This window comes from Pseudomonas sp. B22129 (assembly GCF_044218875.1).
GTDB lineage: Bacteria > Pseudomonadota > Gammaproteobacteria > Pseudomonadales > Pseudomonadaceae > Aquipseudomonas.
In genome coordinates this window covers 6,517,820-6,533,037 of record NZ_CP162592.1, presented here as the reverse complement: position 1 = coordinate 6,533,037, position 15,218 = coordinate 6,517,820, and the positions used below count along the sequence as shown (strand labels likewise).

Below are 15,218 nucleotides of genomic sequence, written 5' to 3'. Positions count from 1 at the left end.
CCGTCCGACGGTTGTCGAGGCATTGCCCTCCGAGCTGGCCTTCTGGGCTTTGTTCCACTGCCGACACGCGCGCCCACCAGACACTCTTCTCCCACGTTGATCTGCCCCATGGATGACGCGCACCTGCGCGCATCTGCCTGGCGGCGCCTGTGCGCCTGCCTGACGCAACCGTATGAGAACTGCCATGAGTGTTTTCGCGAGCCTGCACGAAGCCCAATCTTTCCTTGAGCAGAACCCGGACATCGAGATGTTCGAGCTGTTTATCCTCGACAACAATGGCGTACCCCGCGGCAAGTTGCTGCACCGCGACGAGCTGCTGGCGGTGTACGAAAGTGGCCGGCCATTGCCCAGCACCATTCTTGGCCTGACGATCAATGGCGACGATGTGGAAAACTCCGGCCTGGTCTGGGAGGTCGGTGATATCGACTGCCGCGCCTACCCGGTCAGCGGCAGTTTGCAGCGCATGCCATGGCGGCTGATCCCTACGGCGGCGGTGCAGGTCAGCATGCACCCCACCGAAGGCTTGCCGGCCACCGTGGCCGACCCCCGGCATTTGCTGGAAAAGGTCATCGACGGGCTCAAGGCTGATGGTTATTACCCGGTGATGGCGGCCGAGCTGGAGTTCTACCTGCTCGACCAGAAACCCGACAGCAACGGCCGCCCACAACCGGCGCGGGACGTGGACGGCAACCGTCCGCGCTCGACTCAGGTCTACGGCCTGCGTGAGCTGGAGCAAATCGAGCCGTTCCTTGCCGACCTTTACAGCGCGTGCAAACTGCAAGGCATCCCGGCGCGTACGGCGATTTCCGAATACGCCCCGGGCCAGGTGGAAATCACCTTGGAACACCGTGCCGACGCGCTGCAAGCCATGGATGAAGCGGTGCGCTACAAACGCCTGGTCAAGGGCGTGGCCCACAAGCACGGCATGACCGCCTGCTTTATGGCCAAACCCTTCGACGACCTGGCCGGCACCGGCATGCACATGCACGTCAGTTTGGCCGACGCCCAGGGCAACAACCTGTTCGCCAGCGAGGCCGCCGATGGCACACCACTGCTGCGCCAGGCGGTGGGCGGCATGCTCAGCACCTTGCTCGATGCGTTGCTGATGTTCTGCCCCAACGCCAACTCCTATCGCCGCTTTCAGAGCAACAGCTACGCGCCGTTGGCGGCGACCTGGGGGGTGGACAACCGCACCGTCAGCCTGCGCGTGCCCGGTGGCCCGGCGAATTCGCGGCATATCGAACACCGGATCTGCGGCGCTGATGCCAACCCTTATCTGGCCGCTGCAGCCATCCTGGCGGGCATCCACAGCGGTATTCGCGAAAGGCGCGACCCCGGCGCCCCGGTAGAAGGCAACGGTTACGCCCAGGCCAAGGAATTGTTGCCCACCGATTGGCTCACCACCCTGCGCGCCCTCGAAGGCTCAAGCTGGGCGCGGGATGCGTTTGGCAGCGAGTTCCTGGGCGTGTACCTGGCGGTGAAGCGCGCTGAATACCGCCAGTTCATGGGCGAAGTCGGTGAGCAGGATTGGCGGTGGTACCTGCACCAGGCGTGAACCCCGCGCTGTTGTGGTGAGTGGGCTTGTTGTGGTGAGAATTGGCAGGCTGGAAGGCTTTCGACTTTTTTTTCACGTTGCACGGGTTAACCTGCGGATCAAGGTCGTTCACTACCGTTCCACTCACATGAGCCCGTGATGTCGTCACAACCTCCATCCTCTATCGAGATTGAATTCGCCGAGCACTGCGGCCGTGAGCATGCCCGGGTCTGCGGTGACGCGCGCCCGCCGGCGCTGCTCAAGCGCCTGGGTGCCTGGCGCGATGAACGGTTGGTGCGCCAGGCGCTGAAAGTGGCAGGCGAGCCGGGGCTGATCCTCGACCTGGCCTGCGGCTCGGGGCGCTTCTGGCCGGTGTTGGCCGAACACGTCAACCGGGTGATCCTGGCCTCGGATAATTCCCAGGCAATGCTCGACCACGCGCTGACCCATCACCCGGCTTCATTGCTCAAACGCGTCAAAACCTTCCAGGGCTCGGCGTTTTCCATCGGGTTGTCCGCGAATGCAGTGGACTGCATTTTTTGCCTGGAACTGTTTCGCCATGTGCCCGCCACTGACGTGCGTCTGATGCTGTTGCGCGAGTTTCACCGGGTCAGCCGTGACACGGTGATTGTCTCGGTCAACTCCAGCACACCCATGGAAAGCGAGTTCCGCGAGGCGGGCTTCAAGGTCTTGAACCAGCAGGAATTCCTGCCGGGTTCCAAGCTGTGGCGCGTCTACGTTTTGCGTAAGAGAGGATAAGTCCCGCTCGTCGGACTATTCTTCAACTCTTGTCGGAGTTTTCATGAAGGCGTGTGCACTGCGGATGCTCGCAACTCCCTTTCGCGATATATACTGCGCGCCATTCTTCAAGGGAGAGCCGTGTGGCCATCGATATTCACTGGATCTGCGACAACGATAGCCTCGGCCAGCATTGCGCCGAATGGCAGCAGTTGCCATTCGTCGCCCTCGACACCGAATTCATGCGGGTCGACACCTTTTATCCCATTGCCGGGCTGATCCAGATCGGCGATGGCAAACGCGCTTACCTGATCGACCCCCTGACCATCGACAACTGGCAACCCTTGGCCGCCTTGCTGGAGAACCCGGCAGTGATCAAGGTGGTGCACGCCTGCAGCGAAGACCTCGAAGTGCTGTTGCGCCTGACCGGCAGCCTGCCGGTGCCGCTGTTTGACACCCAATTGGCGGCGGCTTACCTGAACCTCGGTTTCTCCATGGGCTATTCGCGCCTGGTGCAAGCCGTGCTCGATATCGAGTTGCCCAAGGGTGAAACCCGCTCGGACTGGCTGCAGCGGCCACTGTCCGAAACCCAGGTGAGCTACGCCGCCGAAGATGCGGTGCATCTGGCCGAGGTCTACACCCGCCTGCGCCCGCAATTGTCGGACGACAAATACGCCTGGGTGCTGGAAGACGGCGCCGAGTTGGTCGCCAACCTGCGCCGCGAAGTGGACCCGTACGAGGTGTACCGCGACGCCAAGCTGGCGTGGAAGCTCTCGCGCGCCCAACTTGCCGTGCTGCGCGAACTGTGCGCCTGGCGCGAGCAGCAAGCCCGGGCCCGTGACTTGCCGCGCAACCGCATCATTCGTGAACACTCGTTGTGGCCATTGGCCAAATCCCAGCCGGATAACCTCGCCGCCCTGGGCAAAATCGAAGACATGCACCCGCGCACCGTGCGTCAGGACGGCCAGTTTCTGCTGGACCTGATCAAACGTGCTGGCAGCGTGCCCATGGACCAATGGCCGCCTGCCGTTGCCGAGCCGCTGCCGGTTGACGCCGCCACGCTGATCAAGCAACTGCGTGCCTATGGCCAAACCGAAGCCGAACGCCTGAACATGGCGCCGGAACTGATGCTGCGCAAGAAAACCCTCGAAGCCCTGGTCAAAAGTGGCTACCCCGATGGGCCTTACCAATTGCCAGACTCGCTGCGTGGCTGGCGCCGCGAGTTGATGGGCCAAGCGCTGCTCGACAGCCTGGCCACTGCCGGAGAACAGCCTTGAAACGTATTTGCTCCATTTATCGCAGCTTGAAAAAAGACGGCATGTACCTTTATGTGCTCAAAAGCGATGCCCTGGAGCGCGTGCCGGAACCGCTGATGATCGCGTTCGGCAAAGCCCACCACGCGTTCGACATGGTGTTGACCCCGGAGCGCAAACTGTCGCGCGAAGACATCACCGTGGTATTGGAAAACCTCGACAAGCAGGGCTACCACCTGCAAATGCCGCCGGCCGAGGACGAGTACATCGAGCACTTGCCCGAAGAGCTGCTGCGCCGCAACGACCCGATGTGATCGGTGGGTGCTCTGTCCCGGGCACTTTCATCCAGGAAAACGTATTCGTTTGGCGGTGGCCGTAAGGAAGCGGGCGGCCGTCTGCATTGTTTTTGAAAGGTTTGAACCATGCGTGTTCTGATTGCTGAACAGGATCACCCGCTCTACGCCCAACTCCTGAGCGAAGCGGCGCCGGACCTGGAAGTATTGACCAGCGGCGACTCGGCCGAGCTGTCGCGCCTGGCCGCTGACTGCCCGATCTGGCTCGGCCAGCCGGACCTGCTTGCCACTTTGTTACGCCAGGGCCACACGCCGCAATGGCTGCAATCGACCTGGGCGGGCATCACACCGCTACTCGCCGAAGGCTTGCCCCGCGACTATCGCCTGACCCGTGCGGTCGGCATTTTTGGCCAGGTCATGGCCGAGTTTGTCCTCACCTACATGCTCGGCCACGAGCGCGAAGTGCTGGCGCGGCTGGTCAGCCAGGTCGAGCGCAAGTGGGACAACCGCATGGGCCAGAGCCTGGCGGGGCGCAAGGCGTTGATCGTGGGCACCGGTGATATTGGCCAGAGTGTCGCGGATTTCCTGCTGCCGTTTGGCGTGACGCTGTACGGCATTGCCAGCACTGCGCGTGAGCAGGCGCCGTTTATCGAAGTCGCCGGGCTGGACCAACTGGGCCGCCTGGTGGGCGAGGTGGATTACGTGATCAACCTGCTGCCCAACACGCCCGAGACCCACGATCTGTACGACGCAGCGCTGTTCAAGCAATTCAAGCCGACCGGGCTGTTCATTAACGTCGGGCGCGGTGTGGCGGTGGTGGATGCCGATCTGGTCGAGGCTTTGAAAGAAGGGCACCTGGCTGGCGCGGTGATCGATGTGTGCCGCCAGGAACCGTTGCCGCAGCGCCATCCGTTCTGGACCGCCTGGGGCTTGCTGCTGACCGGGCACAGCTCGGCGCCGACCTCGCCGTCGATGATGGTGGCGTTGTTTGTGCAGAACCTGCGGGCGTATCAGGCCAAGGAAGCGTTGCGCGGGGAAGTGAGTTTCGAGCGCGGATACTGACACCACCGCAAATCAAAATGTGGGAGCGGGCTTGCCCGCGATAGCCTTATGTCAGTCAATAAATCAGTGGCTGACACACCGCAATCGCGGGCAAGCCCGCTCCCACATGGGATCTGTGTAAGCCTTACAGGCTGAAATCACCCTCGGAAACCAGCTCGCTCAACGGCTTGCGCGGGCTCGGCGCTTCACGGCCCTGCAGGTATTCCGGCAGGCTCGATTTGTCACCCAGTTTGCCCACGGCCACGGCCGCGTGCAGTGCATAGCCTTCTGGAATCTTCAGCTCCTTGCGGGTCAGCTCTTGATCAAAGCCGGCCATGCCGTGGGTGTGCCAGCCGCTGAGGCTGGCTTGCAATGCCAGGTGGCCCCAGGCCGAGCCGGTGTCGAAGGTGTGCCACAGCGCCGGGGTTTCTTCAGTGGCGCCAGGGGCGGTGAAGTCGGTTTTCGAGGCGATGATCACCAGCGCCGAGGCGTGTTGCGCCCAGTTGCGATTGAATTCATTCAGCAGGCCCAGGAAGCGCTCCCAGTCCGGCGTGTCACGGCGCGCGTAGAGAAAACGCCATGGTTGCGAGTTGTAGGCAGACGGCGCCCAGCGCGCGGCTTCAAAGAAACTCAGCAGGGTGTCCTTCGAAATGCTCTCGCCGGTGAAGGCACGAGGCGACCAGCGTTCAGTGAACTGGGTGTGGATCGGATAGTCGGCAACACGTGTCATGGAGCAGTTCCTGATCGTCAATTCGGCGTTCAAAGCTACTGCGCGGCCGCTAGACTGACAAGTGTTGTTACACCGCAGGTCGTAAGCGCTTGGCCCCACGGGCCTGTGGCACTAGACTGGCGGCCTTTTCACCGACCGATACTGATGTAGAGCCATGGCCGCCAAAGTCGAACCTTTCTGGATACGCAAAACCCTCGAACACCTCGATCAGGAGGAGTGGGAGTCGTTGTGCGACGGCTGCGGCCTGTGCTGCCTGCAAAAGCTCGAGGATGAAGACGACAACAGCGTCTATTACACGCGCATCGCCTGCAAACTGCTGGACCTGAAAACCTGCCAGTGCACCGACTACCCCAACCGTCGCGCGTCGGTGCCCGATTGCATCCAGCTCACCCCGGGCCAGGCCGACCAGTTCAAATGGCTGCCGCCGACCTGCGGCTACCGCCTGGTCAGCGAGCGCAAAGACCTGCCGTTGTGGCACCACCTGGTCTGCGGCGACCGCGACGCCGTGCACCACGAACGCATTTCCCAGTCCGGGCGCATGCTCAGCGAAGGCAGCGTGCCCGAAGACGACTGGGAGGATTACCTGATCTTCCGCGCGGGCTGAAAAAGGAATGGGCATGAGGGTGGGAGTCAAGCTGGCCGCGAGCCTGATGTTGTTGGCGTTCAGCGGGCCCGGTTGGTGTGCGAAGAAAGTCGACCTGGATTATCACGTCAAGTTGCTGCCGCAAACCGAGCAGGCTGAAGTGCGCGTGAGCCTGTCCCACGGTTCTGCGGTACGCAGCCTGGACTTCGACCTGGGGCGTGCCGGTGACTACAGCGATTTCAAGGCCGACGGCCAGTGGAAAGTCACCGGCAGCCGTGGCCTGTGGCAACCGGGCGCCGATCAGGCCAGCCTGACCTACCGCGTTCGCCTGACCCACGCGCGCAAACCGGGCATCTATGAAGCACGGATGACGCCGAACTGGGCGCTGTTTCGCGGCGAAGACCTGGTTCCAGCCGCACGGCTCGACCAGCAGGACGGCGTCGAGCTGGTTTCGCGGTTGGTGTTCGAGTTGCCCGCCGGCTGGAAAAGCGTCGAAACCGCCTGGCCGCGCATCGGCAAGAACAAGTTCCGTATCGACAACGTTTCCCGGCTGTTCGACCGGCCTACCGGCTGGATGCTCGCCGGCAACCTCGGCAGCCGTCGCGTGCGCCTGGGCGAGACCGAAGTCACCGTGGCCTCGCCCAAAGGCCAGGCGATGCGCCGCATGGATGTGCTGACGTTGCTGACCTTCGTCTGGCCGCAAATCGAGGCGGCATTCCCGCGCCACCCGGCGAAACTGCTGGTGGTGGGCGCCAGTGACCCGATGCGCCGTGGCGTGTTTTCGTCCCGCGATTCGATCTACCTCAACAGCCGCACGCCACTGGTCAGCGAAAACGGCAGCAGCCCGTTGATCCGCGAAGTGGTGCAGGCCATTGGCCGTTTCAACGACCACGAGAGCAGTGACTGGATCAGCGAGGGGCTGGGCGAGTATTACGCCATTGAACTGGTGCGACGGGCCGGCGGCATCACCGATGAGCGGTATGCAGCGATTCAGACGCGGCTTGGCAAGGAGGGCAAGGGTGTCACCACATTGCGCGGCGAACACGTCAGCCCGGCCACTGTGGCGCAGGCCGTGTTGTTGTTGCAGGAGCTGGACCGCGAGATCCGTGTGAAAACCCACAACAAGCGGTCTCTTGATGATTTGGCGCAGGCGGTGATGCGGGCGAACAGCATCACCACGTCGGAGTTTGTGCAGTTGGCCGAAAGCATCATCGGCGAGTCTTCAGTGGTGCTGGATAACAAGCTGCTGCACTGACCTCAAGCCATACACCAAACAAAATGTGGGAGCTGGCTTGCCTGCGATAGCATCACCTCGGTCCAACAGACCCACCGAGTTGCCAGCATCGCAGGCAAGCCAGCTCCCACACTTGGATCTCCAATATTCTGGAGAGGGGAGTCAGGCTGTAGTTTTGGTCGCTTTCTCAGCCGCCACTTCCGCCTTGGTCTTCAAGTTCTTCAGCTCCGCCCCCGCGCGCTCAATCTTCGTGCGCACGCTGTTCATTTCCTGGCGGCCCTGTTCCAGCTTGTCCTTGAGCGAGCTGTGGCCGGTAAAACCACGGGCCAGTGCCACGCCGCCGATCGCCACCTGGATCAACCCGAAAATCCCGCCACGGCGCAGGCCTTTGCCGACCATCATCACGCCGCCGGCCACCGAGCCGATACGCTCCCAGCCGTGCACGTTCTGGGTGGGCTGAGGTTCGCGCGGGTCGTGTTCGATGATAGGTCGCAGGATTTTGCTGTCGCTCATGATCTGTCTCCAACATGGACTAGTGATATGTAGCTGACTGCCAGCAAGCGCCGGATGTTCCCGAACAATCAGTACTTTGGGCCCGAACGGGTGTTGTTGCCCTTGGCCAGGCGGTCGTACAACACCACGTTGACGGTGGCCGCCAGGTTCATGCAGCCGGTGGTCGGGATATACACCACGTCTTCACACCAGTCGCGAATCTCTTTATCCAGCGAGCCATCTTCCGGGCCGAAGATGTACAGCGCGCGGTCGGGGTGGGTGTATTCGGGCAACGGGCGGGCGCCTTCCACCAGTTCCACGGCGACCGGGATGCAGCCCAGCGGCAGGATTTTCTTCAGGTCATCAATGCCGATCAGCGGAATATCGTGGTGGACTTTCTTGGTGTCGGTGACGAAATCCCGCGCGCGCTCGTAACGCACGCCGGTGTAGAACACCGAGGCCACGCCGTAGCAGCCGGCGGCGCGCATCACCGAGCCGACGTTTTCGGGGGATTTGGGGTTATACAGACCGATGCAGCTGTAGCGTTTATTGCCCACGGGGAAGGGTGCCTTGGAGGAAAAGCGGCGATTATACGGCCTGCAAGTCATGCAGTGTTTGGGGGATCGCCATCGCAGGCAAGCCAGCTCCCACATTTGAGGTATTCACACATCAAAATGTGGGAGCTGGCTTGCCTGCGATGAGGCCAATAAGAACGACAAAAACTTTCAGTCGTCTTTCTTCATCAGGCCGGCCAACGCCGCAAACGGGTTGTGCGTGGCTTTGGCAATCGTCGGGCTGCTGGTGGAGCCTTCGCTAAAGTATTGCTGGTCGGTATACCGCGAGTGCTCATTGTCGTGGCAATACAAGCACAACAACTCCCAATTCGAGCCATCCTGCGGGTTGTCATCATGATTATGGTTACGGTGATGTACCGTCAGTTCACTCAAGCGTTTGCCGGAAAACTCGCGTGTGCAGCGGCCGCACACGTGGGGGTACATTTTCAGGGCTTTGTCGCGGTAGCCCATTTCCCGGTCACGCTGGGCGTCGGCGAGGATGCGGTCCAGCTTGGCGGTGTGGGAGGGCGGGTTGGTCGAGCTCATCATGGCTCCTGGCTATTTTGGGGTTCACGGATAGGGTTGATTCTAGCCGCTCGCGCTGCAAATGACCGCTGGCTTTTTCAGCTGCGGTACAGCCTGGCCTTGGCATTCGTTTGTAGTATCGGCTCATTCCATTCACAAGGATCTGAAACCTATGCGTTTGCACACATGGACAGCGGCACTTTTACTGAGCCTTCTGACGGCCCAGGCCCAGGCGTTCTCCACGCCCAAGCCGGGGCAGGTGATCGAGGTGGCCCTCGAACAGCTGCATCCGACCCAGGCCGTGGTGGGCTTTGACCAGATCTACTACAGCCTCGGGCTGTTCGCCGACAAACCCGCCAAAGTCTTCGACGAATACTGCGAGACCAACGGCCAGGGCACCGCCGACAACGTGCCGAAAAAGGCTGACCTGCACCAACCGTCCAGCTTCACCTGCAAGGACCCGGTAGGCACCCATCCCGATGACATGAAAACCGTGGTGGTCGGCCCCGGTGGCCAGCTGTACCTGACCGACGGTCACCACAGTTTCACCACCTTGTGGGAAGTGCCCGGTGGTGGCTCCCAACTGAAGATGTGGGTCAAAGTCACCGACGATTTCAGCAACAGCCCGAACATGGCGACCTTTTGGCAGCGCATGGAGGCGGCGCGCAAAGTCTGGCTCAAGGACAACAAGGGCCAGACCCTGCCACCCGAGCAGTTGCCGGCGCACCTGGGCTTCAAGAACCTGCAGGACGACACCTTCCGCAGCCTGGTGTACTTCACGCGCAAAGCCGCCTACGGCAAGCCGGACGACGGCGAGATTGCGCCGGAATTCCTCGAGTTTTACTGGGGTAACTGGCTGCGCAGCCAGATTGACCTGAGTGCGTTCAACCTGAACAAGAAAGGCGGTTACAAGGATGCCATTGAGGCGGTGGCCAAGCGGATGGTCAGCCTGGCGCCGGGTAACCAGGTGGGCGACAGCGGTTTTACTGCTCATCAGTTGGGCGGTATGACCAAACTCGACCAGGGCGAGTTGGATAAGACCTTCGACAAAAAAGTGCCGTATGTGATTGATTACCGCAAAACTCAACACTGACGCAGTACAAAAACTGTGGGAGCGGCGGTGCGACGATTCGACTTGCTCGCGAATGCGGTGGATCAGTCACTACATCATTGACTGATCCACCGCATTCGCGAGCAAGCCCGCTCCCACATTTGGATCTATGTTGTTTTGGAAGTCATGTTCAGCCTTTGAGCTTCTCTGCAATCCAGATGGTGTGCCGGGTGCCTTTGTTGCCATGGGCAAACACCTGCACTTCTTCGGCCTTGAAACCGGCCTTGCGCAGTTTGTCGCTGAACAGTTTGTCGGCGCTGGCCGACCACACGGCCAACACGCCTTTCGGGCGCAGCGCCTTGGCGCACGCGGCCAGGCCTCCAGCAGAATACAGCCAACTGTTGGCTTTTTGCGTCAGGCCTTCGGGGCCGTTGTCGACGTCGAGCATGATCGCGTCAAAGCCCTGGGGCTCGGCCTGCAGCACTTTGGCCACGTCTTCCATGCGGATCACTGTGCGTGGGTCCAGCAATGGGCGGCCGGACTTTTCCCCCAGCGGCCCACGGTTCCACTCCACAACGCCTGGCACCAGTTCGGCGACGACCACTTCGGCCGCCTTGCCCAAATGCTTGAGCGCCGAGGCCAGGGTAAAGCCCATGCCCAGCCCGCCGATCAACACCCGCGAGTTCGGGCGCCCGGCAACCTTGCGGCAGGGGATTTCGGCCAGCGCGTCTTCGGAACCGTGCATGCGCGTGTTCATCAACTGGCCGCCGTCGCCGCCCTGAATCTTGATGACAAAATCCTCACCGTATTCGAACAGGCACAGGGCACCGCCGTTGTCGGGGATCGGGGTGGTGTCCAGCAGAACGAAACGTTTCATGGAAATCTCATTGGGAAGGGCATTCTTGCGCGGTTGGGAGTAGCCTTACGACATTCCGGTCAGGCCATGGAGCCATCGATGAAGTGCAGCATTCTAACGGTCATTGTGCTCGGCGCGCTCGCATTGGGTACGGCGCAGGCTCAAGAGGTGCAAACCGTGCCGGTCGCACCCGCGCCAACCCCCGGCGCGCCGGGCACGCCGACGCCGACGTTGTACCCGCAAGTCACCCCGCCCGTCGCACCCAAGGCCACGGCCAACGGCTCACCGGCGCTGGTGCCGATCGTGTTGCCAACACCGCCGAAGGATCAAACGGTGCCCGGCCTGTTGCAAAACGACAGCAAACCGAAAACCCCGGGCGGTTAAAACTGTTGGGATAGCAGTTGCCCGTCGGCCATGCGCAGGCGTTTGGACAGGGCAATCGCGATGGCGCGGATGATCTTGGCCGCCACCCGCGGTGCTTCGTTGAGCATTTTTTCCAGGGAATCCTTGCCCAGGTTCAACAGCACGCAGTCACTGGCCGCCACACAACTGGCTGAGCGCCGCTCGCCATCAAGCACCGCCATTTCGCCGAATGCCCGGCCACTGCGCAGGGTGGCGATGGTCAGGCGCTGGCCTGCATGGTTGGTTTTTTGCACCGCCACCTGGCCGCTGTGGATGATGCACATGAAAGTACCCGCATCGCCCTCAAGGAAAATCACCTCATCGCGGGCAATGCTGCTGATATTGAAGTAGCCGGCGGCGACGTGAAAGTCTTCCGGCAACAGGGGGTCGAACAGGCCGCAATCCATGAGCATGTCGCGGATTTCGTTGTTCATCAGGGTTGGTAATGGCATGGCTGCAATCTTGGTCCGTCAATCCAGTAGGGCGGTTCTGTGTTCAGACAAAACCGCCGCACTTAGTTCCTAAATCAGGCCGAGCGCCTTGAACACAAATCCATATTCGAGTGCTACGTCACGTAATCCCTGGTAACGACCGCTCATTCCGCCATGGCCGGCGCCAAGTTCGGTCTTGAGCAACAGCAGGTTGTCGTCGGTTTTGGTGTCACGCAATTTGGCCACCCACTTGGCTGCTTCCCAATACTGCACGCGGCTGTCGTTGTAGCCGGCGATCACCAGCAGGTTCGGGTAGGCCTGGGCGCTGACGTTTTCATACGGCGCGTAGGCCTTGATGCGCTCATACACCTCGGGCTCTTCGGGGTTGCCCCACTCGTCGTACTCGGTGATGGTCAGCGGCAGTTCCGGGTCGAGCATGGTGTTGAGCACGTCGACAAACGGCACCTCGGCAATCGCCGCCTGGAACAGCTCCGGGCGCTGGTTGAGCACGGCGCCGATCAACAGGCCACCGGCGCTTCCGCCGCTGATCGCCAGTTGTTTGGAAGTGGTCAGGCCCTCGGCGATCAAGTGTTCGGCGCAGGCGATAAAGTCGCTGAAGGTGTTCTGCTTGTGTTCCTGTTTGCCGTTGCGGTACCAGGCTTCGCCCAGTTCGCCGCCGCCGCGCACATGGGCGATGGCAAATGCCACGCCCCGGTCCAGCAGGCTCAGGCGCGCGTGGGAGAACCACGGGTCGAGGCTGTGGCCGTAAGCGCCGTAGCCGTAGAGGTACAGCGGCGTCGGTTTGCCGAGTTGGTCGCGCTTGACCACGAGGCTGATCGGCACCTGGGTGCCGTCGGCGGAAGTGGCCCACAGGCGCTGGCTCACGTAGTCGTCGGCATTGAACACGCCGAGTACCGGGGTTTCCTTGAGTACGGCCTGCGCGCCTGTCGCCAGCTCAAGCTGGCGCACCTGGGCCGGACGGTTCAGGGCTTCGTAGCGCAGGCGAATCTTGTCGCTCGCAAATTCCAGGCTGTTCTGTACGTAGAGGCTGTAGGCAGCGTCAGGCAATTCAACACGATAAGCCGGTACATCCTGCGGGTGCACTTCAATCACCGGCAGGCCACCGATGCGCAGGCTCAGGGTCATGGCGCCGACGTTGAGGCTCACGCCGTCGAGCATCACCTCGTCGCTGTGGGGAATCAGGTTCTGCCACTGATCTTCGGTCGGCACGCTGCCGGTGTCTGGCGCAACGAACAGTGCGTAGTTGATGCCGTCGCGGTTGCTGCGGATAAACCAGGTCCATTCGCCGTTGAGCGCGCCGTGGTCCACATCGTATTCGTGGTCCTCGACCCGTGGCGCCAGGCAGGTGAAGTCCAACTGCGGCTGGTCGGCGTCCAGCGCCCAGATTTCGCTAGTGGTCTTGCTGCCCAACGCCAGCAGCAACTGGCGCTCGGAGCTGGAACGGTAGCAATGCAGAAAGAACCGGCCGTCGGGTTCGTGGAACACTTCCTGCGCCGCTGTGCCGTCGAGGCGATAGCGATAAAGCTTGTGCGGGCGATGGGTATCGTCCAGCTCACCAAAGAACAGGGTCAGGCTGTCATTGGCCCAGGTCATGCTGCCGTCGCAGTCCTCGAATTCCAGTTCGCTGACCTTACCGGTGGCCAATTCCTTCACGTACAGGGTGTAGATCTCATCACCGCTGGTGTCGAGGCTGTAGGCCAGGCGCTGGTGGTCGGGGCTGATGCTGAACGCGCCGAGGGAGAAAAACCCGCCATTGGCCAGCACGTTCGGGTCCAGCAGCAGTTCTTCACTGCTTTCGTCCACGGCATGGCTGTCATCCGCCGGGCGGCGGCAGCGGTAGTGGCGGGCGTATTCGTCACCGGCAGTGGTACGTGTGTAATACAGGTACGGGCCCCACGGTGAGGGCAGGGACAGGTCGGTTTCGAGGATGCGGCCTTTGATTTCCTCGAACAGGGTCTCACGCAGCGCCTGCTGATCGGCGAGTTGCGCTTCCTGCCAGGCGTTTTCCGCCTTGAGGTAATCCAGCACCTCGCTGCTATCACGTTCTTGCAGCCAAGCGTACGGATCCTGGCCTGGGGCCTTGTGGGCAATCGGAGCGGTCGATGTAGGCATGGATCCCTCTCTGTCTGGCGGTTTGCCGCAGGCATTGCAGCCGCGACACGCAAAAGCCGTTATCATAGCCGCCTCTTTGCCAGCCTTGCCATGGACACCATGACCGAGAACGACTATCTGATCGCTTGGGGCCTTTACGCCTTCGCCGCTTTGGGCTGCCTGTTGGTATGGTGGCGCATGACCCGCTGGATCTGGCGCTGGCTGCGCGAGCCGCTGCAGTTGTTGATGGCGGTGCTGTTGTTCAGCCCGACCATCGTCGACCCGGTCAAGACGCAGTTCGCACCGGCCGTGGCGATCACGGCGCTGGACCTGGTGCTGCATGTGGGCAATAACGCCTGGCGGGCCATCTCTGATTTGTTCATGTACACGATGATCGCGCTCGCCGTGTATGTCGTGTTCGTGTTGATCCGCTGGCCCATCGAGCGCGCCGCCAACGCCCGTCGCGAGCGCAAGGCCGCAAACGACGCGGCCTTGGCCGCCGAGCCGGTGGAGGACGACGAGCCTTTGCGTCGCCCGGCACCGGTCAGTGGCCGGCGGGTCGAACCGCGCCTTTAACGTTGTACGCCCTGCAGCGAGAGCCCTGGCATGTGTGAATTATTGGGCATGAGTGCCAACGTCCCCACCGATATCGTGTTCAGCTTTACCGGGCTGATGCAGCGGGGCGGGCGTACCGGTCCCCACCGCGACGGTTGGGGCATCGCGTTTTACGAGGGCCGTGGCCTGCGCCTGTTCCAGGACCCGGCGGCCAGCAGCGAGTCGGAAGTCGCGTTGCTGGTACAGCGTTACCCTATTAAAAGCGAAGTGGTGATCGGCCATATCCGCCAGGCCAATGTGGGCAAGGTCAGCCTGGCCAACACCCACCCGTTCGTGCGCGAGCTGTGGGGGCGCAATTGGTGTTTCGCCCACAACGGCCAGTTGGCCGACTTCAACCCCCGCGCGACCTTCTACCGCCCGGTTGGCGATACCGACAGCGAAGCCGCGTTCTGCGACCTGCTTAACCGCGTGCGTGAAGCCTTCCCGGAGCCGGTGGAGATCGAGCAAGTGCTGCCGGATTTGATCGCCGCCTGCGCCGAATACCGCAGCAAAGGCGTGTTCAACTGCATGCTTAGTGACGGCGACTGGCTGTTCTGCTATTGCTCGACCAAGCTCGCGCAAATCACCCGGCGCGCACCGTTTGGCCCGGCGCGGCTGAAAGATGTCGACGTGATCGTCGATTTTCAGGCCGAAACCACCCCCAATGACGTGGTGACGGTGATCGCCACCGAGCCGTTGACCGACAACGAAAACTGGACCCGCTACGAACCGGGCCAATGGAGCCTGTGGCGACGCGGCGAATGCGTCAGCCAGGGCATCACCGAGTAAGGATAT

18 protein-coding genes are annotated in these 15,218 nt (G+C 61.8%); 11 read left to right on the top strand and 7 right to left on the bottom strand.

What is annotated here, in order from left to right; genetic code table 11:
* The first annotated feature begins 184 nt into the window (after positions 1 to 184).
* From AB4P94_RS29735 to AB4P94_RS29715, 5 genes are all read left to right on the top strand, one after another.
* A complete protein-coding gene (locus AB4P94_RS29735) occupies positions 185 to 1,555 on the top strand; it encodes a glutamine synthetase family protein (RefSeq protein WP_395608631.1) in 1,371 nt (456 codons plus the stop codon).
* Positions 1,556 to 1,693: 138 nt separating this feature from the next.
* Complete coding sequence (locus AB4P94_RS29730; protein ID WP_395608630.1) at positions 1,694 to 2,293, top strand: class I SAM-dependent methyltransferase; 600 nt, start codon at positions 1,694 to 1,696, stop codon at positions 2,291 to 2,293.
* Between the two features lie 122 nt (positions 2,294 to 2,415).
* Positions 2,416 to 3,549, top strand: a complete 1,134-nt coding sequence (rnd, locus tag AB4P94_RS29725) for a ribonuclease D (RefSeq protein ID WP_395608629.1) — start codon at positions 2,416 to 2,418, stop codon at positions 3,547 to 3,549.
* Positions 3,546 to 3,839, top strand: coding sequence for a YcgL domain-containing protein (locus AB4P94_RS29720; protein ID WP_395608628.1), 294 nt, complete (start codon positions 3,546 to 3,548; stop codon positions 3,837 to 3,839). Before rnd ends, AB4P94_RS29720 begins: the two co-directional genes overlap by 4 nt.
* Before the next feature lie 108 nt (positions 3,840 to 3,947).
* Entirely contained in the window at positions 3,948 to 4,880 is a 933-nt protein-coding gene (locus tag AB4P94_RS29715) for a D-2-hydroxyacid dehydrogenase (protein ID WP_395608627.1), read from the top strand.
* 124 nt (positions 4,881 to 5,004) lie between these two features.
* Here the strand turns inward: AB4P94_RS29715 and AB4P94_RS29710 are convergent, their stop codons facing one another.
* Positions 5,005 to 5,589 (bottom strand): nitroreductase family protein, encoded by a 585-nt coding sequence (locus tag AB4P94_RS29710; RefSeq protein WP_395608626.1) that lies wholly within the window; start codon positions 5,587 to 5,589, stop codon positions 5,005 to 5,007.
* Positions 5,590 to 5,743: 154 nt separating this feature from the next.
* Here AB4P94_RS29710 and AB4P94_RS29705 point away from each other — a divergent pair, with 154 nt between their 5' ends.
* Both AB4P94_RS29705 and AB4P94_RS29700 read left to right on the top strand, forming a co-directional pair.
* On the top strand, positions 5,744 to 6,193 hold the full coding sequence (locus AB4P94_RS29705) for a YcgN family cysteine cluster protein (RefSeq protein WP_003172524.1): 450 nt from the start codon (positions 5,744 to 5,746) through the stop codon (positions 6,191 to 6,193).
* 13 nt (positions 6,194 to 6,206) lie between these two features.
* A complete protein-coding gene (locus AB4P94_RS29700; protein WP_395608625.1) occupies positions 6,207 to 7,427 on the top strand; it encodes a hypothetical protein in 1,221 nt (406 codons plus the stop codon).
* Between the two features lie 141 nt (positions 7,428 to 7,568).
* On the opposite strand, the gene AB4P94_RS29695 is transcribed toward AB4P94_RS29700, so the two are convergent.
* From AB4P94_RS29695 to AB4P94_RS29685, 3 genes are all read right to left on the bottom strand, one after another.
* Positions 7,569 to 7,919, bottom strand: coding sequence for a DUF2892 domain-containing protein (locus AB4P94_RS29695; RefSeq protein ID WP_395608624.1), 351 nt, complete (start codon positions 7,917 to 7,919; stop codon positions 7,569 to 7,571).
* A gap of 68 nt (positions 7,920 to 7,987) precedes the next feature.
* On the bottom strand, positions 7,988 to 8,455 hold the full coding sequence (locus AB4P94_RS29690) for an RNA methyltransferase (protein WP_016971385.1): 468 nt from the start codon (positions 8,453 to 8,455) through the stop codon (positions 7,988 to 7,990).
* Positions 8,456 to 8,623: 168 nt separating this feature from the next.
* A complete protein-coding gene (locus AB4P94_RS29685; RefSeq protein ID WP_017736286.1) occupies positions 8,624 to 8,998 on the bottom strand; it encodes a YajD family HNH nuclease in 375 nt (124 codons plus the stop codon).
* 151 nt (positions 8,999 to 9,149) lie between these two features.
* On the opposite strand from AB4P94_RS29685, the gene AB4P94_RS29680 reads away from it, so the two are divergent.
* On the top strand, positions 9,150 to 10,070 hold the full coding sequence (locus AB4P94_RS29680) for a ParB/Srx family N-terminal domain-containing protein (protein WP_395608623.1): 921 nt from the start codon (positions 9,150 to 9,152) through the stop codon (positions 10,068 to 10,070).
* Positions 10,071 to 10,218: 148 nt separating this feature from the next.
* On the opposite strand, the gene AB4P94_RS29675 is transcribed toward AB4P94_RS29680, so the two are convergent.
* Positions 10,219 to 10,905: a spermidine synthase gene (locus AB4P94_RS29675; RefSeq protein ID WP_395608622.1), complete on the bottom strand. Its 687-nt coding sequence runs from the start codon at positions 10,903 to 10,905 to the stop codon at positions 10,219 to 10,221.
* Between the two features lie 78 nt (positions 10,906 to 10,983).
* Between AB4P94_RS29675 and AB4P94_RS29670 the strand changes: the two genes are divergently transcribed.
* Positions 10,984 to 11,268: a hypothetical protein gene (locus tag AB4P94_RS29670; RefSeq protein WP_078741355.1), complete on the top strand. Its 285-nt coding sequence runs from the start codon at positions 10,984 to 10,986 to the stop codon at positions 11,266 to 11,268.
* On the opposite strand, the gene AB4P94_RS29665 is transcribed toward AB4P94_RS29670, so the two are convergent.
* The gene (locus tag AB4P94_RS29665) at positions 11,265 to 11,738 is read right to left on the bottom strand and encodes a cyclic nucleotide-binding domain-containing protein (protein ID WP_395608621.1); all 474 of its coding nucleotides are present in this window, start codon (positions 11,736 to 11,738) and stop codon (positions 11,265 to 11,267) included. The genes AB4P94_RS29670 and AB4P94_RS29665 overlap by 4 nt on opposite strands.
* Positions 11,739 to 11,807: 69 nt before the next feature.
* On the bottom strand, positions 11,808 to 13,850 hold the full coding sequence (locus tag AB4P94_RS29660; protein ID WP_395608620.1) for a S9 family peptidase: 2,043 nt from the start codon (positions 13,848 to 13,850) through the stop codon (positions 11,808 to 11,810).
* Between the two features lie 90 nt (positions 13,851 to 13,940).
* Here AB4P94_RS29660 and AB4P94_RS29655 point away from each other — a divergent pair, with 90 nt between their 5' ends.
* Together AB4P94_RS29655 and AB4P94_RS29650 are read left to right on the top strand one after the other, a co-directional pair.
* Complete coding sequence (locus tag AB4P94_RS29655; protein WP_395608619.1) at positions 13,941 to 14,405, top strand: MFS transporter; 465 nt, start codon at positions 13,941 to 13,943, stop codon at positions 14,403 to 14,405.
* A 30-nt stretch (positions 14,406 to 14,435) separates the two neighbouring features.
* Positions 14,436 to 15,212: a class II glutamine amidotransferase gene (locus AB4P94_RS29650; protein WP_395608618.1), complete on the top strand. Its 777-nt coding sequence runs from the start codon at positions 14,436 to 14,438 to the stop codon at positions 15,210 to 15,212.
* Positions 15,213 to 15,218 lie beyond the last annotated feature (6 nt).